Annotated in this window: 22 protein-coding genes and 3 pseudogenes; 19 read left to right on the top strand and 6 right to left on the bottom strand. The window is 64.8% G+C overall.

What is annotated here, in order from left to right; all coding sequences use genetic code 11:
• Nucleotides 1-2 precede the first annotated feature (2 nt).
• Nucleotides 3-893, bottom strand: a complete 891-nt coding sequence (locus AKN84_RS36195; RefSeq protein WP_050425213.1) for a DUF4339 domain-containing protein — start codon at nt 891-893, stop codon at nt 3-5.
• A gap of 306 nt (nt 894-1199) precedes the next feature.
• Between AKN84_RS36195 and AKN84_RS36190 the strand changes: the two genes are divergently transcribed.
• From AKN84_RS36190 to AKN84_RS36145, 10 genes and pseudogenes are all read left to right on the top strand, one after another.
• Entirely contained in the window at nt 1200-1538 is a 339-nt protein-coding gene (locus AKN84_RS36190) for a P-II family nitrogen regulator (RefSeq protein WP_050425212.1), read from the top strand.
• An 84-nt stretch (nt 1539-1622) separates the two neighbouring features.
• Nucleotides 1623-2942: an ammonium transporter gene (locus AKN84_RS36185; RefSeq protein WP_050425235.1), complete on the top strand. Its 1320-nt coding sequence runs from the start codon at nt 1623-1625 to the stop codon at nt 2940-2942.
• A gap of 135 nt (nt 2943-3077) precedes the next feature.
• Entirely contained in the window at nt 3078-3416 is a 339-nt protein-coding gene (locus AKN84_RS36180; protein ID WP_050425211.1) for a PadR family transcriptional regulator, read from the top strand.
• Nucleotides 3404-4099, top strand: a complete 696-nt coding sequence (locus AKN84_RS36175) for a hypothetical protein (RefSeq protein WP_128971464.1) — start codon at nt 3404-3406, stop codon at nt 4097-4099. Before AKN84_RS36180 ends, AKN84_RS36175 begins: the two co-directional genes overlap by 13 nt.
• Nucleotides 4100-4125: 26 nt before the next feature.
• Entirely contained in the window at nt 4126-4617 is a 492-nt protein-coding gene (locus AKN84_RS36170; protein ID WP_050425209.1) for an ester cyclase, read from the top strand.
• A 45-nt stretch (nt 4618-4662) separates the two neighbouring features.
• Nucleotides 4663-4977: an ArsR/SmtB family transcription factor gene (locus AKN84_RS36165; RefSeq protein WP_050425208.1), complete on the top strand. Its 315-nt coding sequence runs from the start codon at nt 4663-4665 to the stop codon at nt 4975-4977.
• Nucleotides 4974-5327, top strand: coding sequence for an SRPBCC family protein (locus AKN84_RS36160; RefSeq protein WP_050425207.1), 354 nt, complete (start codon nt 4974-4976; stop codon nt 5325-5327). The genes AKN84_RS36165 and AKN84_RS36160 overlap by 4 nt, the downstream gene beginning before the upstream one ends.
• A gap of 51 nt (nt 5328-5378) precedes the next feature.
• Complete coding sequence (locus tag AKN84_RS36155) at nt 5379-5981, top strand: ATP-dependent Clp protease proteolytic subunit (protein ID WP_050425206.1); 603 nt, start codon at nt 5379-5381, stop codon at nt 5979-5981.
• A 324-nt stretch (nt 5982-6305) separates the two neighbouring features.
• Complete coding sequence (locus AKN84_RS36150; protein ID WP_021082517.1) at nt 6306-6644, top strand: P-II family nitrogen regulator; 339 nt, start codon at nt 6306-6308, stop codon at nt 6642-6644.
• A 39-nt stretch (nt 6645-6683) separates the two neighbouring features.
• Nucleotides 6684-8131 (top strand): annotated as a pseudogene (locus tag AKN84_RS36145) (ammonium transporter).
• A 190-nt stretch (nt 8132-8321) separates the two neighbouring features.
• On the opposite strand, the gene AKN84_RS36140 reads toward AKN84_RS36145, so the two are convergent.
• Entirely contained in the window at nt 8322-9827 is a 1506-nt protein-coding gene (locus tag AKN84_RS36140) for an amidase (protein WP_050425205.1), read from the bottom strand.
• 13 nt (nt 9828-9840) lie between these two features.
• Entirely contained in the window at nt 9841-10887 is a 1047-nt protein-coding gene (locus AKN84_RS36135; protein ID WP_050425204.1) for a PNPOx family protein, read from the bottom strand.
• Nucleotides 10888-10911: 24 nt separating this feature from the next.
• Here AKN84_RS36135 and AKN84_RS51015 point away from each other — a divergent pair.
• The 3 genes and pseudogenes from AKN84_RS51015 to AKN84_RS36120 form a co-directional block, all read left to right on the top strand.
• A pseudogene (locus AKN84_RS51015) lies at nt 10912-11642 on the top strand (AraC family transcriptional regulator ligand-binding domain-containing protein); the annotation flags it as partial.
• A 24-nt stretch (nt 11643-11666) separates the two neighbouring features.
• Nucleotides 11667-12098: a helix-turn-helix transcriptional regulator gene (locus AKN84_RS49550; RefSeq protein ID WP_128971462.1), complete on the top strand. Its 432-nt coding sequence runs from the start codon at nt 11667-11669 to the stop codon at nt 12096-12098.
• 175 nt (nt 12099-12273) lie between these two features.
• The gene (locus tag AKN84_RS36120; protein WP_050425234.1) at nt 12274-12678 is read left to right on the top strand and encodes a GFA family protein; all 405 of its coding nucleotides are present in this window, start codon (nt 12274-12276) and stop codon (nt 12676-12678) included.
• Here AKN84_RS36120 and AKN84_RS49545 read toward each other — a convergent pair.
• Nucleotides 12603-12905 (bottom strand): NUDIX domain-containing protein, encoded by a 303-nt coding sequence (locus tag AKN84_RS49545; RefSeq protein WP_050425201.1) that lies wholly within the window; start codon nt 12903-12905, stop codon nt 12603-12605. The genes AKN84_RS36120 and AKN84_RS49545 overlap by 76 nt on opposite strands.
• A 200-nt stretch (nt 12906-13105) precedes the next feature.
• Between AKN84_RS49545 and AKN84_RS36110 the strand changes: the two are divergent.
• From AKN84_RS36110 to AKN84_RS36095, 4 genes and pseudogenes are all read left to right on the top strand, one after another.
• Nucleotides 13106-14331 (top strand): annotated as a pseudogene (locus tag AKN84_RS36110) (aminotransferase class I/II-fold pyridoxal phosphate-dependent enzyme).
• Between the two features lie 16 nt (nt 14332-14347).
• Nucleotides 14348-16828, top strand: coding sequence for a DNA translocase FtsK (locus tag AKN84_RS36105; protein WP_050425200.1), 2481 nt, complete (start codon nt 14348-14350; stop codon nt 16826-16828).
• Nucleotides 16829-16928: 100 nt separating this feature from the next.
• On the top strand, nt 16929-17759 hold the full coding sequence (locus tag AKN84_RS36100; protein ID WP_050425199.1) for an outer membrane lipoprotein carrier protein LolA: 831 nt from the start codon (nt 16929-16931) through the stop codon (nt 17757-17759).
• Nucleotides 17760-17895: 136 nt separating this feature from the next.
• Nucleotides 17896-18711, top strand: coding sequence for an exodeoxyribonuclease III (locus AKN84_RS36095; RefSeq protein WP_050425198.1), 816 nt, complete (start codon nt 17896-17898; stop codon nt 18709-18711).
• Between the two features lie 143 nt (nt 18712-18854).
• On the opposite strand, the gene AKN84_RS36090 is transcribed toward AKN84_RS36095, so the two are convergent.
• Both AKN84_RS36090 and AKN84_RS36085 read right to left on the bottom strand, forming a co-directional pair.
• A complete protein-coding gene (locus AKN84_RS36090) occupies nt 18855-19295 on the bottom strand; it encodes a Crp/Fnr family transcriptional regulator (protein ID WP_050425197.1) in 441 nt (146 codons plus the stop codon).
• A gap of 57 nt (nt 19296-19352) precedes the next feature.
• Nucleotides 19353-20039, bottom strand: a complete 687-nt coding sequence (locus AKN84_RS36085; protein WP_016841446.1) for a response regulator transcription factor — start codon at nt 20037-20039, stop codon at nt 19353-19355.
• A gap of 243 nt (nt 20040-20282) precedes the next feature.
• Here AKN84_RS36085 and AKN84_RS36080 point away from each other — a divergent pair, with 243 nt between their 5' ends.
• A complete protein-coding gene (locus AKN84_RS36080) occupies nt 20283-20822 on the top strand; it encodes a L,D-transpeptidase family protein (RefSeq protein ID WP_050425196.1) in 540 nt (179 codons plus the stop codon).
• A 171-nt stretch (nt 20823-20993) separates the two neighbouring features.
• Nucleotides 20994-21779, top strand: coding sequence for a 2-keto-4-pentenoate hydratase (locus AKN84_RS36075; protein WP_050425195.1), 786 nt, complete (start codon nt 20994-20996; stop codon nt 21777-21779).
• Nucleotides 21780-22036: the final 257 nt, after the last annotated feature.

Here is a 22036-nt window from a genome sequence, read left to right as displayed (position 1 = left end):
GCTTACGCGTCGGCGTGAGCGCCGCGCTCGGTCAACGCGAATTGCGAGATGAACCAGTTGGCGTACCAGCGCAGCACCCACGGAATCGGGATCAGGAAGCCGCAAGCAACCGCGAACACGATGGTTCGCCAGAGCACGTCGAGGCCGGAGGCATTGAAGGTGACCTCGCGGCGCGTGCCTTCGACGTTGCGGCAGATCCAGCGCAGCCATGCGGTCATCACCCAGGCCCAGCCGATGATGGTGATGGACGCGATCACCATCAGCACGTACCAGCCGACATAGGCGGCCGGGCTGCCGTTGAACGAGATCGGCAGGTCCTGGCCGCTCGAGCTGAGACGGCCGAAGATCCAGCGAACGATCATCCAGCTCAGGAAGCCCTGCACCACCAGCGAGAGCAGCGACACGATCGTGCTCTGGGCCGCCCCCGCATAGGTCAAAAGGCCGAGCACGATGAAGACGTACCAGATGTCGAGTGGCTGCCCGGTGAAAGCGAGGTGCGGCCGGCCCGGCACGCGAATATAGGGAATCGCAAAGCGATACAGGCCGGTCGCGGTCCACGGCGCGGGGATGACGAAGATCTGGCCGATGAACATCAGCACGCTGCGTCCGAACAGGCCCCAGATCGGGAAGTCGGCCGAGAGTGCGCCGCCAGTGTAGCTTGCCGATGCCGCAACCGGCGGCGGTCCACCGGCCTGCGGAAACGCCGGCGGCGCCCCTGCGCTCGGAACAAGACCTGGAATCTCCCCGGCCTTCTGCCAGCCGGCCATTCCCTCGGTCCACACCAGCGTATCGGCGCCCACCATGCCACGGGTGATCAAGTCGCGGAGCTGAGCTTCAGGCAGGGGGCCTTTTTGCTGGCCTTCGGATGCATAAAACCAGTTTCGGTTCGACATTTCTTGTTTCCTCGGGGCGCGCGCGCAGGTCGCGCGCGGTAGGCGAAACGAGCCAGCGGGACCGCTGGCCGGGGCGGGAAAGCCATATTCTGGCGGAGGGTTGTCGTCTCGTACAGTGACGGAGTTCACCCGCTGCGCACGTTTTCCCCTTCAACCTGCAACTTTTTTGTGCCATTTGCCCAGAAAGCTGCCAGATTTGGCGGACACGAAATGTGCGGGACGACAAATTGCCGCTCCGGTGGCGGCAGGCGCCGCTCCGGGGACGGGGCGCACAGGGAAAACTTCAAGGGAATAAAGGCCTGAACCATGAAACTCGTCGTCGCGATCATCAAACCGTTCAAGCTTGACGAAGTCCGCCAGGCCCTGACCGCGATCGGCGTTCACGGCATGACGGTGACCGAGGTGAAGGGCTATGGCCGCCAGAAGGGCCACACCGAGATCTATCGCGGCGCCGAATATGTCGTGAATTTCCTGCCCAAGCTCAGGATCGAGATCGCCGTCGACACCGAGCTCGCCGACAAGGCGGTCAGCGTCATCACCGAGCACGCCCGCACCGGCCAGATCGGCGACGGCAAGATCTTCGTGACGCCGATCGACCACGCGCTGCGCATCCGCACCGGCGAGACCGATAGCGACGCGCTCTGAGCTTTATCAAATCCGTCGCCGGCAACGAGGCCGGCGCACGTCACAAATCCACACCAAGAAACGACGACACGCCGGGGAATGATGATGGGGGCACGGGCTCTTCGTGCAGCGATATCAGCTGCGCCGATCACTGCTGCAATGCTGCTGGCGTGGGGCATGCCGGCGTCAGCACAAGACTCTGCAGCCAACTCCGGCATCAACGCCGCCGACACCGCCTGGATGATCGTCGCCACCGCGCTGGTGCTGATGATGACGATCCCGGGGCTCGCGCTGTTCTACTCCGGCATGGTGCGCAAGAAGAACGTGCTGGCGACGATGGCGCAGAGCCTCACCGCCGTCGCGCTGATCTCGATCCTCTGGGTCACCTTCGGCTATTCGCTGACCTTCGTCGGCAACGGTCCTTGGCTCGGCTCGCTCGACAGCTGGTTCCTGGCCGGCATCACCATGGACAGCGTCAATCCGGCGGCGAAGACCATCCCGGAAGCGCTGTTCATGCTGTACCAGATGACGTTCGCGATCATCACGGTGGCGCTGGTTGCGGGCTCGGTCGCCGACCGCATGCGGTTCTCCGCCTATGTGCTGTTCTCGATCGGCTGGTTCGTCTTCGCCTATGTGCCGCTGGCGCATTGGGTGTGGGGCGGCGGCTTCCTCGCCTCAGCGGGCGTGCTGGATTTCGCCGGCGGCCTCGTCGTGCATCTGTCCGCCGGAATCAGCGGCCTGGTCGCGGCCAAGGTGATGGGTAACCGGCACGGCTATGGCCATGACAACCTGTCGCCGTTCGATCTGTCGCTCGCCGTGGTCGGCACCGGCCTGCTCTGGGTCGGCTGGTTCGGCTTCAACGGCGGCTCGGCGCTCGCCGCCAATTCGCGCGCGGTGATGGCGATCACCGCGACGCATCTTGCGGCCTGCGCCGGCGCGCTGACCTGGGGCGCGATCGAATGGGCGACGCGCCGCAAGCCGTCGGTGCTCGGCATGATCTCGGGTGCGGTCGCAGGGCTCGGCACCATCACCCCGGCATCCGGTTTCGTCGCGCCGTGGCACGGCGTCATCATCGGCATCCTCGCCGGCCTGATCTGCTACTGGGCCTGTACCTGGCTGAAGCATCGCTTCAAGTATGACGACTCGCTCGACGTGTTCGGCGTGCACGGCATCGGCGGCCTGACCGGCACGCTGCTCGCAGGCATCTTCGCGTCGGCGGCGATCGGCGGCACCTCGGGCCTGCTCGAGGGCAATCCGAGCCAGCTCCTGATCCAGCTCTACGGCGTCGCCGTCACATTCGTCTGGTGCGGCGGCGTCACCTTCGTGCTGCTCAAGCTGGTCTCTGCCTTCGTCCCGCTGCGCGTCTCGATGCAGCAGGAGATGGAAGGCCTCGACATCTCGCAGCACGGCGAGGCGCTGCAGTAAGCGGCCGAACTCATGAGGCGCCGCGAGGGCAAACTCTCAAAACAACCCCATGCAAAGCACCGGAACGCCGCGACGTCCCGGAGCATGGCACGCGATGCTTGACACCTAGCCTTCCATTGCCTAGCAATACTAGGTATGGAAGGTGAAGTGCTCAAAGGGCATCTCGACATGATCGTGCTCGCCGCGCTCGAGGCGGCCCCCGCGCACGGTTATGCGATCATCGAAGAAATCCGCCGCCGCAGCGGCGGCGCCTTCGATCTACCGGAAGGCACGGTCTATCCGGTGTTGCACCGCCTCGAGACATCCCAACTGCTCTCCAGCCATTGGGAAAAGTCGCCGATTGGCCGCCGGCGCCGGGTCTACGCATTGACCAAGCACGGCAGTGCCTCGCTGGCCGCACGCAGAACGTCATGGGTCCAGTTCTCAAGCGCGATTGAAGCTCTTCTTACGGAGCCCAAGCTGTGTCGCACTTGATCGCCAATTACCTCGAACAGCTCGCGCATGAACTGTCGTTTGACCGGTCATTGTCGCGCCGGGTGTGCGAAGAGGTCGAGGATCACCTTCGCCAATCCGCGGAACGCCATTCGGACGGCGACACCATCGAGGCGGAGCGCCGCGCAATCGAGCTGTTCGGCCCGACGAAAATCATTGCCGCGCAATTTGCGGCGACATCGCTGCTGAAGCGGTCCCGGGCCGTCGGACCAATCGTCGTTCTGATCGTGCTCGGCGTATTCGCCGCCATGAAAGCGCGCGTTGCGTGGTATGCGGCGACGGGCTGGACCACGAGCGAGCCCGCACGATTCCCGGATATCGGCGTCATCGCCTACGCGTTCGACCGCTATGCGTTCTATCTGGCATTGATGACCGGGCTGTGCGGATGGGTCTATGCGTTCCGCATGCAGTCGGGCGCGCTCGACAAGACCCGGCTGCAGCGATCGTTCATGCTGTCGGCCGCTGCGGGAGCGGCGCTGATCGGCTCGGTGCTGGCCGATATCATTCTGACCGCGCTTCGGCTCTCCGGAGTTGGATGGTCCACCTCTCATTTGATACCGATCGCGTCCGTCGGGATCGAGGTTGCGCTTGTCGGGGCGCTGATCGCCCGCATTCACGCGGTGACGTCGCTTGTCGCAACAGCAACGCTGCGATTTGACCTCTAACCCTCGCGTCCCGGAGAGCTCCTGAAATGACCGATTGCCGCCTCTTTCTCGCCCTCGCCACCGGTGCAACTGTTGCGATCGCTCAACGCACGATGGCGCGAGCCGCCTCGTCGGCCGATGCAAACGCCGCGAATTCCGCGCTGCTCGATCGCTATGCGGCCGCCGTCAATGCACACGACACGACCGCATTCCCAGCAATTTTCACCGAGACCTATATCCAGCACTCAGGGCGCAGCCCGTCCGGGCTGGCCGCGCAGGTCGAAAACTTTCATCGCATTCAGGAAACCTGGCCCGATATTCAAATGCACATCGAGGATCGCATCATCGACGGCGACAAGGTCGTCGCGCGCTGCATCTACACGGCAACGCACGACCGCACCGTTCGAGGATTTGCCGCCACCGGCAAGAAGATCTCGTTTGCGACCATCGACATCTGGCGCGTTGAGGGCAGCAGATTCGCGGAGCATTGGGACCTGGTCGATACCGCCGGACTGGAAAAGCAGCTGTCCGGCAAATGACCGGAATGACTTGCGCGACACATAAGTGTATGCTTATGTGTCGGCATGATCGAAGCTGATCTCTTCAAGGCGCTGGCCGATCCGACCCGCCGCAAGGTGTTCGAGAAGCTGGCTGGCGGCAGCCTGAACGCCAGCGCCCTGCGCGACGGCCTCGAGATCAGCCAGCCGGCGATGTCGCAGCATCTCGCGGTGCTGCGCGCGGCCGGCCTGGTGCGTGAGCAGCGGCAGGGCCGCTTCGTGAATTATGAAGTCGACCCGGACGGGATCGCCAGCATCGGGGCCTGGCTTGCCCGCTACCGCGCCTATTGGCCGAAGCGCATCGAGGCGCTCTCCGACCTGCTGAAGGACATGGATCAATGAGCGACACAGTCGAGCCTGACGCGGACAGAGCCCTGGTACTCGAATACGAGCTCGACGCGCCGCCTGAAAAAGTCTGGCGCGCCGTGACCATTCCGGCGCTGCGCGAACGCTGGCTGCCGGATGCCGATCTCGCCGGCGCCGAGCCGGAAGCAACGATCACGGGCGAAGAGGTGCGTTACCGGCTCCGCGAGTCCGAGCCGCCGTTTCGCGAAAGCCATGTCACCTTCCGGATCGAGCCGAACGAGGCCGGCGGCACCCGCTTTCGCATCATCCAGCAAGCCTGCGACGAGCGAGCAAGACTGCCGCGGGCCGCCAACAGCAACCGCCGCACCGTGATGCGCGCGGCCTGATCGCGAACTTCACCGCTGAGATTTCATCACCTGCAGACATGGAGGTCGCCGATGCGCGACATGATGCAACTCGTCCCCATGGTCGTCGAACAGTCGCCCCGCGGCGAACGCTCCTTCGACATCTATTCCAGGCTGCTGCGCGAGCGCATCATCTTCCTGAACGGCGAGGTCAATGATGCGATGTCCGGGCTGGTCTGCGCCCAGCTGCTGTTCCTCGAGGCCGACAACCCGAACAAGCCGATCAACCTCTACATCAACTCCTATGGCGGCGTGATCACCAGCGGGCTTGCGATGTACGACACCATGCAGTTCATCAAGGCGCCGGTGCACACGCTGTGCATGGGCACCGCGCGCTCGATGGGCTCGTTCCTGCTGATGGCCGGCGAACCCGGCCACCGCGCCGCGCTCCCGAATGCGAGCCTCCACGTGCATCAGCCACTCGGCGGCTTCCAGGGCCAGGCGTCGGACATCCTGATCCACGCCACCGAGATGCAGGAGACCAAGCGGCGCATCACCCGGCTTTACGCGCAACATTGCGGGCGCACCGAGGCCGACGTCGAGCGGACGCTGGACCGCGATCACTTCATGTCCGCGCAGCAGGCGCTCGAATGGGGCTTGATCGACAAGGTCTTCGCGGCGCGCGACGCCGCCTAATGGTCTAATGGTCCGGCACCGCCCTATTTGAATACCTATCACTGCTCCCCTGCTAAGCAGAATTGTGTCCGGACCCTGGTTTGCTCACGAATTGAGCCGGCCTGATTAGATTTTAGGCGCGACGGAATAGCGCAGGGGCACCCTGCTCCCGCAACGCGGGAAAATATCCGGATTCATAATCCATTAGCGAACTCCGGCCGGTTGGCACGGCATTTGATTCTAAGGGTCCCGGCTGTGCCCGCGTAGTGGAAGTCCTCCGCGTGGTGAACCTCAGTCGAAACTCCCGGTGTTCGTTCGCACCGGGCCCAAGCGGGGATAGGACTCATGAAAATTGTTATGGCAATCATTAAGCCATTCAAACTGGAAGAGGTCCGTGACGCCCTGACCGCCATTGGCGTTCACGGTCTCACGGTGACGGAAGTCAAGGGGTACGGCCGTCAGAAGGGTCACACGGAAATCTATCGCGGCGCCGAATATGCCGTGAGCTTCCTGCCCAAGATCAAGATCGAGGTCGCAGTCGGCTCCGACCAGGTCGACAAGACCATCGACGCCATCACCTCCGCCGCCAAGACCGGACAGATCGGCGACGGCAAGATCTTCGTCATCAGCCTCGAGCACGCCGTGCGCATCCGCACCGGCGAGGCCGATGCGGCGGCCCTCTGATTTCGCGCTCAAACCTTAAGACCTCAGGAGTAATATGACATGACGTTCAAGCGTCCCTATGGCGCGGGACTGGCGGCCCTCGCAGTCGGCCTGTTTGCCGCAACCGCCGCCTACGCCGAGCCAACCGTCAACAAGGGCGACAACGCCTGGATGCTGACATCGACGGTGCTGGTGCTGTTGATGACCATCCCGGGCCTCGCGCTGTTCTATGGCGGTCTCGTCCGCTCCAAGAACATGCTCTCGGTGCTGGCGCAGGTGTTCTACACGGTCTGCATCGTCACCGTGCTCTGGGCCCTCTACGGGTACAGCCTCGCCTTCACCGGCGGCTCCGACTTCATCGGCGGCTTCTCCAAGGCCTTCCTGATGGGCGTCACGCCGGACTCGAAGGCCGCGACCTTCTCGGTCGACGCCAACATCTCGGAGCTGGTTTACGTTTGCTTCCAGATGACCTTCGCGGCGATCACGCCGGCCCTCATCGTCGGCGCCTTTGCCGAACGGATGAAGTTCGCGGCGATCGCGCTGTTCATCCCGATCTGGGTCACCGTGATCTACTTCCCGATCGCGCACATGGTCTGGTACTGGCCGGGCCCGGACGCGATCCAGGATGCTGCCAAGGCGCTCGCCGCCGCGGCTGACGGCGATGCCAAGACGAAGGCGCAGGCGCCCTCGACGCGATCAACGCCGACGCCGGCTGGATCTTCAAGAAGGGTGCGATCGACTTCGCCGGCGGCACCGTCGTGCACATCAACGCCGGCATCGCCGGCCTGGTCGGCGCGCTGCTGATCGGCAAGCGCACCGGCTACGGCAAGGAGCTGATGGCTCCGCACTCGCTGACCATGACCATGATCGGCGCCTCGCTACTCTGGGTCGGCTGGTTCGGCTTCAACGCCGGCTCCAACCTCGAAGCCAATGGCGGCGCTGCGCTCGCCATGACCAACTCCTTCGTGGCAACCGCCGCGGCGGCGTTGTCCTGGATGTTCGCGGAATGGATCATCAAGGGCCATCCCTCGTTGCTCGGCGCGCTCTCGGGCGCGGTCGCGGGCCTCGTCGCGGTGACGCCGGCGGCCGGCTATGCCGGTCCGATGGGCGCCATCGTGCTCGGCCTCGTGGTCGGCGTGGTCTGCCTGTTCTTCTGCACCGTGGTGAAGAACGCACTCGGCTATGACGACTCGCTCGACGTGTTCGGCGTCCACTGCATCGGCGGCATCGTCGGCGCGCTCGGCACCGGCATCCTGGTCAACCCGGCGCTCGGTGGCGCCGGCATCATCGACTACACCGCGATCCCGCCGAAGGTCGCCGATTACGACTTCGCGGCGCAGATGATCTCGCAGCTCTGGGGCGTCAGCACCACGCTGGTGTGGTCGGGCATCGGTTCGGCGATCCTCTACAAGATCGTCGACGTGATCGTCGGCCTGCGTGCCAACGTCGAGACCGAGCGTGAAGGCCTCGACATCACCGAGCACACGGAGCGCGCTTACAACATGTGAGTTCTCCCGGGACTCTGGCTCCCTCCGGGGCCAGGTCCAGAACTACGGTCCGGGCACATACCCGGCAATGTCCGGGCCGTTGAGGGGCTCCAGCGCAAGTTGGAGCCCCTTTCTTTTTTCCGCGATCGGCTCATGCGGGTTCGACAGCAGGTGCCACGTGCGCGAGACCAGGCCGTGACGTCATGGCGGCTCATTGTGGAATGGCGAGCGCCGGCAGCCGCTCCATCCAGGGCTGCGCGCACTCCAGTTGCGTGGCGAGTTGCAGGAGAAGCGCTTCGTTGCCGAACGCGGCGATGAATTGCACGCCGAGCGGCAGACCGTCGACCGTTCGATGCAGTGGTACACTCATGGCAGGCACACCCGTCAGATTGGCAAGCTGCGTAAAGGGCGTGAGGGTCAGGTTCTGACGCGAAAGCCTGGCAAGCGCGCCTTCCATGAGGCCGAGGCGAGCCATGACGCCGAGCAGGCCGGTATTGAGCAGAAACGCCAGAACGTTCTGCTGAGCCGCGGGCATCACAGTAGCCGCATGGTCGACGGGCGGAAAGGCGATCGCCGGGGTCAGAAACACGTCGTAGCGCTGGTGAAATTCGCCAAGGCCGCGCGCGAACTCGTTCCAGCGCCGATGACTGCGCACATAAGCGCCGGCGCTGCGGGCTTTGCCGAGCACCTCGAGGAGCAGGGTCGCAAGCTCGAAATCCGCACTCCGGGCGCCGGCCGCGCGCGCGTCCGCGAGCGTTGCCGCGACTTGTCCGAAATACATCTCGAGATAGCAGCGAGCGAGCGCCGGCCCGTCGTATTTGGGACGCTCCTCGACGACGTCGTGTCCGAGTGAGCTGAGCAATTCGGCTGCATGATTGACCGCCTTCACGGCTTCCGGATGCACGTCGGTATCCAGAGGAGACGCCGCGCTGAAGGCCACACGCAGGCGGCCCGGCTCGCGCGCGGCCATCTCGACGAAACTGCCAACCGGCGGCGCAATGACGAACGGATCGCCCTGCTCGGGTCCAGAGAGAACGTCGAGCGCCAGCGCCGAGTCCCGCACGCTGCGGGTCAGGACGTGATCACTCGAGGCGCCTTCCCAGATTTCGCCGACAGCCGGCCCGGGCGGAACGCGGCCACGCGAGGGCCGCAAGCCGAACAGGCCGCAGCAGGCCGCCGGAATTCGGATCGAGCCGCCGCCGTCATTGGCTCCGGCCATCGGCACAATGCCTGCTGCGACGGCCGCGGCCGAGCCGCCGCTGGAACCGCCGGCCGTGCGCGAGAGATCCCACGGATTTCGCGTGACGCCAAACGCCTTGGGATCGGTGACGCCCTTGAGCGCCAACTCCGGCGTGTTCGATTTGCCGATGATCACCGCACCCGCATCGAGCAGCCGTTGCACGAATGTGGAATGCTGCCCGGGTACGATGCGGCAGAACCCACGGCTGCCGTTGGAGGTCGCGAGCCCGGCATAATCCTGGATCGCATCCTTGATCAGCATGGGAACGCCGGCCAGCGGCCCGGCGAGCGGTTGCTGCACCCGCGCTTGCGCCTCGACCAGCATCGGCCGATTGACGGCATTGAGCATCGGGTTCAAGCGCGCGAGCTGGGCTGTAGCGACCTCCAGCAATTCGGTTGCTGCGATCTCGCCAATCCTGACCAGACGGGCGAGCTCTGTTGCATCTGACCTGACATATTCGTCGACCCTGAGCACCATCGCGTGACGGCCCTCAGTAAAGGTGCTTCAGATCGTGTTTGACCACCGCATCGACGACCAGCGTCGTCGCCTTGCCGAGCAGTCCCCTGCCGTTCATATGCTCGGCCAGCATCTTGGAGAAGGAGGGAATGTCGCTCTCGCGAAGATGCGTCTCCTTGGACCACAGCCCCGCCTCGACCAACGCGGGGCTGTGCTGGAAGCGAAATTCGTCGACCTGCAGAACCATGCCGAGCTTCGGCGTTTTGCCCTGCACCGCGGTCGGCATCAGCATGTGCTGCTCGGTGCACAGCCAGCAGCGGCCATTGACCACGAGCACGTCGGCCGAGCCGGGAATCAGGAAGACGACCGTCACCGCGTCGTGCAGCAGGATGTTGGTCAGCGTGCAGGCGACCTTGTTGCCGGGCCGCTCGGGGATCAGCAGGGTGCTCCGGTCGAGCGCCAGCACAAAACCATCGGGATCGCCACGCGGCGAAAGCTCCGTCTTGCCGGCGGAATCCTGCGTCAGGATCAGCACATAGGGCGAGCGTGAGATGAACGTCAGGGCGTCCTCGGACAGCGTTCCGCCTCCGGCTCCGTCAGCATATCGCAGTTGGTCTGCTCGAGGCTCCCAGAACCTGGCGCGCACCTTGGCGCGCGAGCAGTGCAGGAAGAACGCGTCGGCGCGGAACGCCAACCGTGTCTCGCCGCCTTCGACCTGCTCTGCCGAGCAACGACCGTTGGCCCGCAGGGCGAAGCCGATGCCCGGCATGATGAAATAGAGGCTGCCGTTCAACGTTTCGCCGCGAGCCAGGCTCGCCGGCAAATCGACGCCCGCCGGCCAGACCAGATCGACCCGCTCCGCCTCGGCCGTGACCACCGGCGTGGCGCGGAGATTGACGAACACAACGCCCGCCTGTTTGGCCAACCCGACCACGCAGACCGACGCATTCCGGATCACGGTCAGGCAGTAATCGTCGATCTGCCGCTGCAAGCGCCTGTGCATCATCGCCGGCGGCTCCGCGATCAGCTTGCGCAGATCCGACAGCGCCGTGATTCTGCCGGGTTGCATGACATCCAGCATTGGAGAGCCCCTTACATTGTTGCCATGCGTCAAACACTACGGTGGACGGTGCGCGCGAAACATGGCTCCGGGGATCAATCGCATGGCAATCGGTTGCAACGTTGCGATCGGCGGCAGTTTGTGACGCATCGATCTTGTTGTATCGTTCGCCGTCCGGCGATCAGGGGCTGCCCCGTGATGCATCCACGCACGACCGTATCCGCCATGGCGGTGCTCGATCTCCACGATTTCCTGCGCGACCGCGGCGTTGCGACGGACGCCCAACTGGCTGAAGCCGGCCTCGACCGCGCGGCCTTGATCGACCACGGCAGCGATGCCTTGCCGCCGCAGGAGCAACGCCTTCCCGAGGCGCTGCTGCTGGCGCTGTGGCGGATCGCCGCCAACAATCCAACGCTGCCCCAGATCGGCCTCCTCGCCGGGCAGGCCTATAATCCATCGACGCGCGGCGTGCTCGCGAGCCTGCTGTGCCATTGCGGCGATGTGGGCGAAGCATTGCAGGTTTTCCAGCACCACATCGCACTCATGAACCCCTCCGAGCGCTGGAGTCCAGCATCAGCGGCGGCTCGCTCAGGCTGACCATTTCGTTCGCGCCGGACAAGGACTATCCCCGACCGGCCGTCGAGCGCAGCATGAGCGCGCTTGTGACGTGGTTGGAGGAGATGACCGGCGTTCCTGCGGCGCCAACCGCCTGTACATTCGCCTTTCCGCGTCCGCCCTATCATCGGCACTTCGCCGCGGTGTTCGGCAGGGCTGTGAGTTTCGACGGCGACGTCACTTGCATGCTGCTGCCGCGGGACGTTCTGGATCGACCGATCCGCACGGCCAATCCCTATCTGAAGACGATCCTGCAGGAGCGTGCGCATCAGGCGCTGCAAAACATCGAGATCGAAAGCGTGCTGGTCAGCAAGGTCCGGCAGCGCATCCGCGCCAGCCTGGATCGCGGCCTGGACATTGAAGATGTCTGCAGATCGCTCCATGTCAGCCGACCCACTCTCTATCGCCGCCTGAAGCGCGAGGGCACCAGCTACACGGAATTACTCACCGCGGAGAGAAAACAGCTTGCGTACCGGCAAATCCGGCAAGGGCAGCCGGTGGCATGTGTCAGCGACAATCTCGGCTTCAAGGATGTCAGCACCTTCCACCGCGCGTTCCGGCGATGGTTCAATCAGTCACCCGGCGCGTTGCGCGCGCAGACGCGCGCGAGGCCATGACGCGGCCGGCAGACGTCGCGTCATCTGCCGACCAGTGTTTTCGTGATCCGGACGTCACAAAAAACCATTTGCCAGGATAACCGGCGGCATCGACACTACGGCCCGTCCGCGCCAAATGCGGAACGGCGCTTCACATGAAGATCGCCAAGAAGAATGCATGAATCGGGAGGACGTCATGAAGGTGCAAGGCAGGTGCTATTGCGGCAACGTGCGCTATGAGGCCGAAGGCGAACCAATGATGGCGGCGCAATGCCTGTGCCGCGAATGCCAGTACATCACCGGCGGCGGGCCGAACCTGTTCATGGCGATGCCGGCCGCAGGCTTCAAATACACCGCAAGCGAACCGAAGCAGTTCACCCGCAAGGATCTCGAGCGCGCCGTGACCCGCGAGTTCTGCCCGGAATGCGGCACGCATCTCGTGACCAAGATACCAAGCTTGCCCGCCGCGATCCTGAAGGTCGGCACCTTCGACGACCCCAGTGTGTTCACCCCGCAGATGACGATCTACGCCTGCGACAAGCAGACCTTCCACCATCTGCCCGAAGGCAAGCCGTCGTTCGAGAAGCTGCCGGCGCGGTAGACGTCGCGCATCTCGTGCCGTAGCCCGTTGGCTTCATGCGCGAAATCGACCAGCCCCAATTCCTCGGCGAGCTCCCGCCGCAACGTCGCTTCCCGCGTCTCGTCGCCCTCGCTGCCGCCGCCGGGCGCGATCCAGAAGCAATCCCCGTGCGGCGGGCGAATCCGCAGCAGCAGGACTTCGCGCGCGCCCGTGATGATGAGCGCCCTGACGGCGCGGCGATGGATCATGTCCAAAAGCAATCTCGGCGCAATCTCGGTGCAATTTCGATGCGGTTTTGATCGGCGAGCGCTGATATCACGGGCCGGCCGATCGTGCCCGCCGCCGATGGTTAATCGCGTCTTAACCTCGCCCTATCTATGGTGACTTGATCGGTTTACGGTCGGCGCCCCTCAACCCCGACCGCAGTGAAAGTGCTGGCATTTCAACCATGGCAATGACCGCCTCATCCGGCTTGGCGCAGGGCGCCGGCGATGTCGCATCCGCCGGCCAGGCCGAGCGTTCCCCATTCGTGCGTACCACCGAGCTCCTGGCGCCGTACCAGCCGGCTAAGCCCTTGATTACGCTGTCGGTCGGCGAGCCGCAGCACCCGGTGCCTGATTTCGTCGGGCCAGTGCTTTCGAAGCACACCGCCGAGTTCGGCCGCTACCCGATGGCCAAGGGCATCGAGCCGTTCCGCCGCGCGGCCGCGACCTGGCTGTCGAGCCGGTTCCAATTGCCGCGCCCGGTCGATCCGGAGAGCGAGGTGATGGTGCTGAACGGCAGCCGCGAGGGGCTGTTCTTCGCCGCAATCACGGCGTCACGCTACGTCTCGCCGCGCAAGGGCCGGCCGGCGATCCTGATGCCGAATCCGTTCTATCCGGCCTATGGCGCCGCGCCCGCGCGGCCGGCTGCGAGCAGATCTATCTGCCGACCACGCTCGCCAACGGCTTCCTGCCCGATCTTGATTCGATCGACGAGGCGACGCTGGCGCGTACCGTGGCGTTCTTCCTTGCCTCGCCCGCCAATCCGCAGGGCTCGGTCGCCTCGCGTGCCTATTTCACGCGGCTGAAGCAGCTCGCCGATCGCCATGGCTTCATGATCCTGAGCGACGAGTGCTACTCGGAGATCTACACCCGCGAAGCACCGGGCAGCATGCTGGAATGCGCCGGACCCGACTTCACCAATGTGGTCGCGTTCCAATCGCTGTCGAAGCGCTCGAACCTGCCGGGCATGCGCGTCGGCTTCGCCGCCGGCGATCGAAAGTTCATGGCCGCATTCCTCGAGCTGCGCAATGTCGCCGCGCCGCAGGTGCCGGTGCCGCTGCAGCACGTCGCGGTCGCCGCCTATGGCGACGAGGCGCATGTCGAGGAGAACCGCAGGCTCTATCGCATCAAGTTCGACCTCGCCGACCAGATCCTCGGCAGCCGCTACGGCTACAAGCGGCCCGCCGGCGGTTTCTGCGTGTGGCTCGATGTCTCCGATCGCGGCGGCGACGAGGCGACAACCGTCAGGCTCTATCGCGATGCCGGCGTTCGCGTGATTCCCGGCAGCTATCTGGCGCGCGAGCAGAACGACGGTTCCAATCCGGGCGCGGGCTATATCCGCCTTGCGCTGGTCTCCGACAGTGAATCGACGGCCGAGGCGATGCATCGCCTGGTCGAAACCCTGGGTTAATCGCGAAGCGCGAAGATTGAGTATGCCAGCGATCGAACGTGTCATCCCCCTGGTCGGCCATCTGCCGCTCTCGCTGCGCGAGGCGCTGGCGCGGCGGCTGCGCGAACTGACCGGGCTCGGCCTGATCGCGCTGTCAGGCGGCATCACTGCTGCGCTGATGACCTGGTCGGTGCAGGACCCGTCGCTGAGCCACGCCACTTCGCGCGCGATCCGCAACGTGCTCGGCTATCCCGGTGCGATCGGCGCCGACCTATTGATGCAGATTCTCGGCCTCGGCGCGATCATGCTGCTGCTGCCGGTCGCGGTGTGGGGCTGGCGGATGCTGACGCACCGTCCGTTCGACCGCGAGGCGTTGCGGCTCGGCTGCTGGATCCTGTGCACGGTGATCGCGGCGGGTTTCGCCAGCTGCTGGCCGCACAACACGTCGTGGCCGCTGCCGACCGGGCTCGGCGGCGTGGTCGGCGATGCCTTGCTGCGCGCGCCGGCCGTGGTGTTCGGCCCGCCCGGCTTCATCTACCGCGTCGTGCTCGGGCTGATCCTGTTTGTCGCGATGACGGCGTGCTTCCTGTTCGCCTGCGGTTGGGGCGCCAAGGAGCAGGACGAGGAGTTGACGCCGATCTCTGATGACGACGAGCCGTTCGTCGAGGACGACGAGGACCGCAGCTCGGTCTCGCTGGGCTGGCTGTTCCACGCGCTGATGAGTGCGAAAGCCCGGCTCGGCTGGCTGTTCACCACAGCCTATAAATCGCTGGTGTCGAGCGGATCGCAGGGCCGGAGCGCCGCGTTCGAGCGCCAGGAGCCCAATATCGGCGGCGGCCGCGCGGCGCCCTCGATCGCGCCCGCGCATCACGATCACGACGAGGACGAAGACGAGGCCGAGGCTTTCGACGACGAGGAAGAGGAGGACGAGGAAGAGGAAGCTCCCGCCGCCCGCGCCCCGCGCAAGAAGGCCGAGCCGAAGCCGAAGAAGAAGAATTCCGACAAGTTCGAACTGCCGTCGGTCTCCGTGCTCAGCGCGCCGAAGGCGAGCGATCGCCAGCCGCTGAGCAAGGCCGAGCTGGAAAACAATTCGCGCGCGCTGGAAGGCGTGCTGCAGGATTTCGGCGTGCGCGGCGAGATCGTCAAGGCCAATCCCGGCCCGGTGGTCACGCTGTACGAGCTGGAGCCTGCGCCCGGCATCAAGTCGTCGCGCGTGATCGGCCTGTCCGACGACATCGCGCGCTCGATGAGCGCGCTGTCGGCCCGCGTCGCCGTGGTCGCCGGCCGCAACGCGATCGGCATCGAGCTGCCGAACGCGCATCGCGAGAAGGTCTATCTGCGCGAACTCCTGGTCGCGAAGGAAAGCGTCGATTCGGTTGCAAAGCTGCCGCTGTGTCTCGGCAAGACGATCGGCGGCGATCCCGTCATCATCGATCTGGCGCGCACGCCGCATATGCTGATCGCCGGCACCACCGGCTCCGGCAAATCGGTCGCGATCAACACCATGATCCTGAGCCTGGTCTACCGGCTGCGTCCGGATCAGTGCCGCCTGATCATGGTCGACCCGAAGATGCTCGAACTCTCCGTCTATGACGGCATCCCGCATCTCTTGACGCCGGTCGTCACCGACCCGAAGAAGGCGGTGGTGGCGCTGAAATGGGCCGTGCGCGAGATGGAAGAGCGCTACAAGCGGATGGCCAAGCTCGGCGTCCGCAACATCGACGGTTACAATGCGCGCCTTGTCGAGGCCAAGGCCAAGGGCGAAGAGCTGACGCGCACCGTGCACACCGGCTTCGACAAGGAGACCGGCAAGGCGATCTACGAGGAAGAGAAGCTCGACCTCGAGCCGCTGCCCTACATCGTGATCATTGTCGACGAGATGGCCGACCTGATGATGGTCGCCGGCAAGGACATCGAAGGCGCGGTGCAGCGCCTCGCGCAGATGGCGCGCGCCGCCGGCCTGCATGTGATCCTCGCCACACAGCGCCCGTCGGTCGACGTTATCACCGGCACGATCAAGGCGAACTTCCCGACCCGCATCGCCTTCCAGGTGACGTCGAAGATCGACAGCCGCACCATCCTCGGCGAAATGGGCGCCGAGCAGCTGCTCGGCCAGGGCGACATGCTCTACATGGCGGGCGGCGGCCGCATCAGCCGCGTGCACGGCCCGTTCGCGTCAGATGAAGAAGTCGAGAAGGTGGTGCGTCACCTGAAGACGCAAGGCCAGCCGGAATACCTCGAGGCCGTCACCGCGGAAGAGCCGACCGACGAGGACGGCGCCGTGTTCGATGCCACCGGCATGGGCGGCGATGGCGGCGGCGACCTGTTCACGCAGGCGGTTGCGATCGTCAAGCGCGACCGCAAGGCGTCGACCTCCTACATCCAGCGCCGGCTGCAGATCGGCTATAACCGCGCCGCCTCGCTGATGGAGCGGATGGAACTTGAGGGCATCGTGGGACCGGCGAATCACGCCGGAAAGCGCGAAATCCTGGTCGGGGAGGAAGAAGGCCAGTTCTGATCGGGGGCGATCATCACGGAAAAACCATATCTCCCTCGGAAGAGGCGGGATAAAATCCGGCGAAGCGGGACGAGCGTCGAACAGAGACCTGACATATCTGATGGCAAAACACCTCATTGACCGCGGCGCGCGCACTGCGCTGGCTCTTCTCGTCACCGCCGCGATCGCAGGCGGCGCGACTGCGCAAAATGCGCCGTCGCCGAAACCCGCCGCACCCAAGGCAGCACCGAAGGCCAAGGACGCCGGCGCGCAGAGCAATGCCGACAAGGGCCCGACCACCACGGGCGCCACCCAGGCACCGCCGGACCCGGTGATTCCCGATCCGCGCCGCAACGTGCCCGCCAGCATCTTCCAGACCTTCGATGCCAACCAGAAGGCGCAGGCCGCCAAGGTCTCGGCCTATCTGTCGTCGCTGCAGACCCTGGTCGGGAATTTCGTGCAGGTCGGCCCCGACGGCACCAAGACCAAGGGCGATTTCTACATCCAGAAGCCCGGCAAGCTGCGCTTCGAATATGACAATCCGAGCACGATCGAGGTGATCGCCGACGGCTCCTCGGTCGCGGTGCGCGACCGCAGGCTCGCCACCCAGGACATCTATCCGCTGTCGCAGACCCCGCTGCGCTATCTGCTGTCGGACCGCATCGACCTGATGAAGGACACCAACGTCGTCAGCGTCACCGCCGACGACGTGTTCGTCAGCATCACGATCGAGGAGAAGCAGGCGCTGGTCGGCACCAGCCGCTTCCTGCTGATGATCGGCGCCAAGGACGGCAAGCTCAAGCAGTGGACCGTCACCGACCCGCAGGGCTACGACACCACGGTCGCGGTCTACAATCTCGACGCCACGCAGAAGCCCGATCCGGGGCTGTTCAAGATCGACTTCACGACCTATCCCGCTCCTCGCCGGGCTGATCGAGATGCCGTAGGATAGGTAGAGCGCAGCGAAACCCATCACCTTTGATCCGCGTGGGAAGATGATGGGTTTCGCTTCGCTCTACCCATCCTACGCAGCTCCCCCTGTGGACAATTGAACTCCGCCACGAGAACCATGCTAAGACGCAGCTCTCATGCGGTTCTCCGTCACCACCTGGAACATCAATTCGGTGCGCCTGCGCATCGATATCGTCGCCAAATTCCTGAAGAGCGCGCGGCCGGATGTGCTGTGCCTGCAGGAAACCAAGTGCATCGACGATGCGTTTCCGTTGAAGCGCTTCAAGCGGCTCGGCTATGAGCATGTCGCGCTGAACGGGCAGAAGGGCTATCACGGCGTTGCCATCGTCTCGCGCTTGCCGTTCGAGACGACCGACATCCGGACGTTCTGCGACAAGATCGACTCGCGGCACATCTCGGTTTCCTTCGGCGAGAAGGCGCAGATTGCAAAGCCGCTGGTGCTGCATAATTTCTACGTCCCGGCCGGCGGCGACATTCCCGATCCCGCGCTCAATCCGAAGTTCGAGCACAAGCTGCAATTCCTCGACGAGATGAAGAGCTGCGAGCCGCTGCATCCGCGCGGCGACGATCGCCACATCCTGGTCGGCGACCTCAACGTCGCGCCGCATGAAAACGACGTGTGGTCGCACAAGCAGCTCCTGAAGGTGGTCTCGCACACGCCGGTCGAGACCGAGAAGCTGCTCGCAGCGCAGGCGCATGGCGAATGGTTCGACATCGCACGCGAGCGGATCCCGATGTCGGAAAAGGTCTACACCTGGTGGAGCTATCGCGCCGCGGACTGGACCGTCGGCGACCGCGGCCGCAGGCTCGATCACATCTGGGTCTCGCGCGCGCTGAAGGATCACGTCAGCGACTTCAAGATCACCCGCGACGCCCGCAGTTGGGAGCGGCCGTCGGACCACGTGCCGGTCACGGCGGTGATGGAGGTTTAGGGCCCTTATTTCCGTCATCCTGAGGAGCGCGGAACGCGCGTCTCGAAGGATGCACGGCCCGGCTGGTGGCCGTCGACCCTTCGAGACGCGCGCAAGAGCGCGCTCCTCAGGGTGACGGATCATCGAGCTGTCGCTAACAGCAGCTACGTGCTCAACTTCCCGCCCGCCATCAGAATATCGCTGGCGAGCTGGCTGGTGCGCAGCGCGAGTTCGTCGCGCAGCCGGCGGGCTGCGGCGGGATCGCTTTCCAGCACGCGCTGGAACAGGCTGCGGGCGACGCGGATCACCGAGCCGCGCTCCAATGCGGTCGCGGTCGACGGCCGTTTCATCGCGACGATCAATGCGAGCTCGCCGATCAGCGCGCCGGGGCCGGCGATGATCTCGGCGCCGCCTTCCTCGACCCGGAAGCTGCCGCGCTGCACGACATAGCCGGCGTCCGCGGCGTCGCCGACCTTGAACAGCACCTCGCCTGCGTTGAAGTCGCGTTGCTCGGAGCCGATCGCCAGCATGCGCAAGGAGCTCTCGCCCAACAGACGCATCGTCGGGACCCGCTCGAGCAGGGCTACGTCATCATCGATCGACATTCAGGTCCGGTAACCGCGGTGCGCCTCGATTTCACGAATCGTTGAGCGCGAAGCGTATCACGGCACCAACTTGTAGCCACCGGCTTCCGTGACCAGGATTTCCGGGTTGGCGGCGTCCTTCTCGATCTTCTGGCGGAGGCGGTAGATGTGGGTTTCCAACGTGTGGGTGGTGACACCGGAATTGTAGCCCCAGACTTCCTGGAGCAGGGTCTCGCGCGACACCGGCATCTGGCCGGCGCGGTAGAGGAAGCGCAGGATCGCGGTTTCCTTCTCGGTCAGCCGCACCTTGCGGGCATTGGCGCCGGTGAGCATCTTCGAGCCGGGCCGGAATGAGTAGGGGCCGACCGAGAACACCGCGTCCTCGCTTGCCTCGTGCTGGCGCAGTTGCGCCCGGATCCGGGCCAGCAGCACCGCGAAGCGGAACGGCTTGGCCACATAGTCGTTGGCGCCGCTCTCCAGACCGAGGATCGTGTCGGAATCGGTGTCGTGGCCGGTCAGCATGATGATCGGGGCCTTGAAGCCACCCTTGCGCAAACTGCGGACCACCTCGCGGCCGTCGGTGTCGGGCAGGCCGACATCCATCAGGACCAGATCGGGAGAATTGGCTTTGGCGGCAGTGGCGCCCTTGGCGCCGGTGTCGACTGCGGAGGCTTCGAATTCCTCGTGCAGGGACAGCTGCTCGACCAGCGTATCGCGCAGATCGGTATCGTCATCCACGATCAAGATCTTGCGGGCATTGGCCATAGGTACAATCCTTCGGGGGCGGGGCGGTCAGAGGCGGAGGGCGCTTAAGACCGTAACATCGGCTAGATATGTGCTCAGGTAGGCGATTGTTACCGATTCACAAGGCAACGGCAGTCTACCTCAAATCCGGCGGGGCAGGGCGTGAATGTCCTGTAATGCCGGGTGATAGAATGATCCGAACATCCTAGGCAAGTTCAGTTTGGAACGATTCTTGAGGGAAGATCAGCTATTTCAATCACTTATATGACAGCTAAACGTGATCGCCCGCTCTCCGCCATCGAAGTCCGCCCCGCCGCCGGCAATCCGCGCCGGGGCTGGCTGACGGCCGATGGCTGGACCGTTCCGGTGGCGCTCGGACGCGGCGGAATCCTCGCCAACAAGCGCGAGGGCGACGGCGGCACGCCGCGCGGCATCTTCCATCCGCGGCAACTGTGGTGGCGCGCCGACCGGCACCGGCGTCCGGTGACCTTGCTGCCGACCCGGCCGATCCGCCGCGAGGACGCCTGGTGCGAGGACCCCAGCAACCGCCATTACAACCAGCCGATCCGGCTCGACCGCGAGCAGGCCGGCGACCGCCTGACCCGCGAGGATCATCTCTACGACTTCATTGTCGAGATCGACCACAACGCCGCGCCGCGCATCGCCGGCCGCGGCAGCGCCGTGTTCCTGCATCTGGCGCGGCCGAATTTCGGACCGACCGCGGGCTGCGTGTCGATGACGAAGGCGTCGATGCTGCGGCTGTTGCGGCGGATGGCTCCGCAGACCCGGATCATCATCGGGTAGATCAGCAAATCTGCGGACCTCTCCATCCCCGTCATTGCGAGCGAAGCGAAGCAATCCATCGGACCGCATATACTGAACAATGGATTGCTTCGTCGCTATCGCTCCTCGCAATGACGAGGCCAAACCAGTAGTTTCAGCTCCAACAGTGACAAGGCAGTTGGGAATTCAACAATGCTCGACAGCAACCAGATCGCGGCGGCCGCAAGGGTCCTGAACGATCACTGGCACGCGGGGACAAAACTCGGCGCACTCGATGGCACGATCCGGCCGCGCGATCGCGCCGAGGGTTACGCGGTGCAGGCCGAGCTCGGGAAGACGTCGCGCGAAAAACTGTTCGGCTGGAAGATCGCGGCGACCAGCGAGGCCGGCCAGAAGCACATCAACGTCGCCGGGCCGCTGGCAGGGCGCATCCTCGCCGAAACAGTGATCGCAGATGGCGGCACCGCGTCGATGAAGGGCATCGAGATGCGCGTCGGCGAACCGGAATTCGCCTTCCGCATGGCGCGTGATCTCGCACCGCGCACAACGCCCTACAGCGTAAGCGAAGTGCTGGAGGCGGCCGGCACGCTGCATCCCGCGATCGAGATTCCGGATTCGCGCTTCACCGATTTCGCCTCCGCCGGCGAGGCGCAGCTGATCGCCGACAATGCCTGCGCCCATCTGTTCGTGCTCGGACCTGCAACATCGGCCGACTGGCGCGCGATCGACCTGGTCGAGGAACGCCCGACCATCACGCTGCGCGGCAAGCGCTATGTCGGCCACGGCAAGAACGTGCTCGGCGATCCCCTGATAGCGCTGACCTGGTGCGCCAACGAATTGCGCGCGCTCGGCATCACATTGCGCGCAGGCGAAATCGTCACCACAGGCACCTGCCATCCCCCGCTGCCGATCGCGGCGGGCGACGCGTTCGCGGCCGATTTCGGCGCGATCGGAAAGGTGTCAGTGAAGTTTGCGTAGCAAGCCTGTACCGTCATCCTGAGGTGCGAGCCTTGCGGCGCAATTGCGCCGCTGGGTGAGCCTCGAAGGATGTACGGCCCGGCTGGTGGCCGTCGATCCTTCGAGACGCCGCTTCGCGGCTCCTCAGGATGACGGGTCTAGTGACAGCGTAGAGAGCAATCCACATCGTCGTCCCGGCGAAGGCCGGGACCCATAACCACCGAAACTCGGTTGTCGCGCACCGACTAGCCGCGTGCCCTTTGCGATGGCTGCGGCGT

This window comes from Bradyrhizobium tropiciagri (assembly GCF_001189845.1).
GTDB lineage: Bacteria > Pseudomonadota > Alphaproteobacteria > Rhizobiales > Xanthobacteraceae > Bradyrhizobium > Bradyrhizobium tropiciagri.
The sequence above is the reverse complement of the archived record's forward strand: the minus strand, read 5'-3'. Positions and strand labels throughout refer to the sequence as shown.

What these genes read in the sequence shown, in the direction of transcription:
- AKN84_RS36165 (WP_050425208.1), top strand. Translation starts at nt 4,663, where the DNA reads ATGATCGAAGCTGATCTCTTCAAGGCGCTGGCCGATCCGACCCGCCGC.
- AKN84_RS36120 (WP_050425234.1), top strand. Translation starts at nt 12,274, where the DNA reads ATGAAGGTGCAAGGCAGGTGCTATTGCGGCAACGTGCGCTATGAGGCC.
- AKN84_RS36090 (WP_050425197.1), bottom strand. Translation starts at nt 19,295, where the DNA reads ATGTCGATCGATGATGACGTAGCCCTGCTCGAGCGGGTCCCGACGATG.
- AKN84_RS36135 (WP_050425204.1), bottom strand. Translation starts at nt 10,887, where the DNA reads ATGCTGGATGTCATGCAACCCGGCAGAATCACGGCGCTGTCGGATCTG.
- AKN84_RS36150 (WP_021082517.1), top strand. Translation starts at nt 6,306, where the DNA reads ATGAAAATTGTTATGGCAATCATTAAGCCATTCAAACTGGAAGAGGTC.
- AKN84_RS36085 (WP_016841446.1), bottom strand. Translation starts at nt 20,039, where the DNA reads ATGGCCAATGCCCGCAAGATCTTGATCGTGGATGACGATACCGATCTG.
- AKN84_RS36080 (WP_050425196.1), top strand. Translation starts at nt 20,283, where the DNA reads ATGACAGCTAAACGTGATCGCCCGCTCTCCGCCATCGAAGTCCGCCCC.
- AKN84_RS36075 (WP_050425195.1), top strand. Translation starts at nt 20,994, where the DNA reads ATGCTCGACAGCAACCAGATCGCGGCGGCCGCAAGGGTCCTGAACGAT.
- AKN84_RS36095 (WP_050425198.1), top strand. Translation starts at nt 17,896, where the DNA reads ATGCGGTTCTCCGTCACCACCTGGAACATCAATTCGGTGCGCCTGCGC.
- AKN84_RS36180 (WP_050425211.1), top strand. Translation starts at nt 3,078, where the DNA reads ATGGAAGGTGAAGTGCTCAAAGGGCATCTCGACATGATCGTGCTCGCC.
- AKN84_RS36155 (WP_050425206.1), top strand. Translation starts at nt 5,379, where the DNA reads ATGCGCGACATGATGCAACTCGTCCCCATGGTCGTCGAACAGTCGCCC.
- AKN84_RS49545 (WP_050425201.1), bottom strand. Translation starts at nt 12,905, where the DNA reads ATGATCCATCGCCGCGCCGTCAGGGCGCTCATCATCACGGGCGCGCGC.
- AKN84_RS36140 (WP_050425205.1), bottom strand. Translation starts at nt 9,827, where the DNA reads ATGGTGCTCAGGGTCGACGAATATGTCAGGTCAGATGCAACAGAGCTC.
- AKN84_RS36160 (WP_050425207.1), top strand. Translation starts at nt 4,974, where the DNA reads ATGAGCGACACAGTCGAGCCTGACGCGGACAGAGCCCTGGTACTCGAA.
- AKN84_RS49550 (WP_128971462.1), top strand. Translation starts at nt 11,667, where the DNA reads ATGCTGCTGCCGCGGGACGTTCTGGATCGACCGATCCGCACGGCCAAT.
- AKN84_RS36170 (WP_050425209.1), top strand. Translation starts at nt 4,126, where the DNA reads ATGACCGATTGCCGCCTCTTTCTCGCCCTCGCCACCGGTGCAACTGTT.
- AKN84_RS36185 (WP_050425235.1), top strand. Translation starts at nt 1,623, where the DNA reads ATGGGGGCACGGGCTCTTCGTGCAGCGATATCAGCTGCGCCGATCACT.
- AKN84_RS36195 (WP_050425213.1), bottom strand. Translation starts at nt 893, where the DNA reads ATGTCGAACCGAAACTGGTTTTATGCATCCGAAGGCCAGCAAAAAGGC.
- AKN84_RS36100 (WP_050425199.1), top strand. Translation starts at nt 16,929, where the DNA reads ATGGCAAAACACCTCATTGACCGCGGCGCGCGCACTGCGCTGGCTCTT.
- AKN84_RS36190 (WP_050425212.1), top strand. Translation starts at nt 1,200, where the DNA reads ATGAAACTCGTCGTCGCGATCATCAAACCGTTCAAGCTTGACGAAGTC.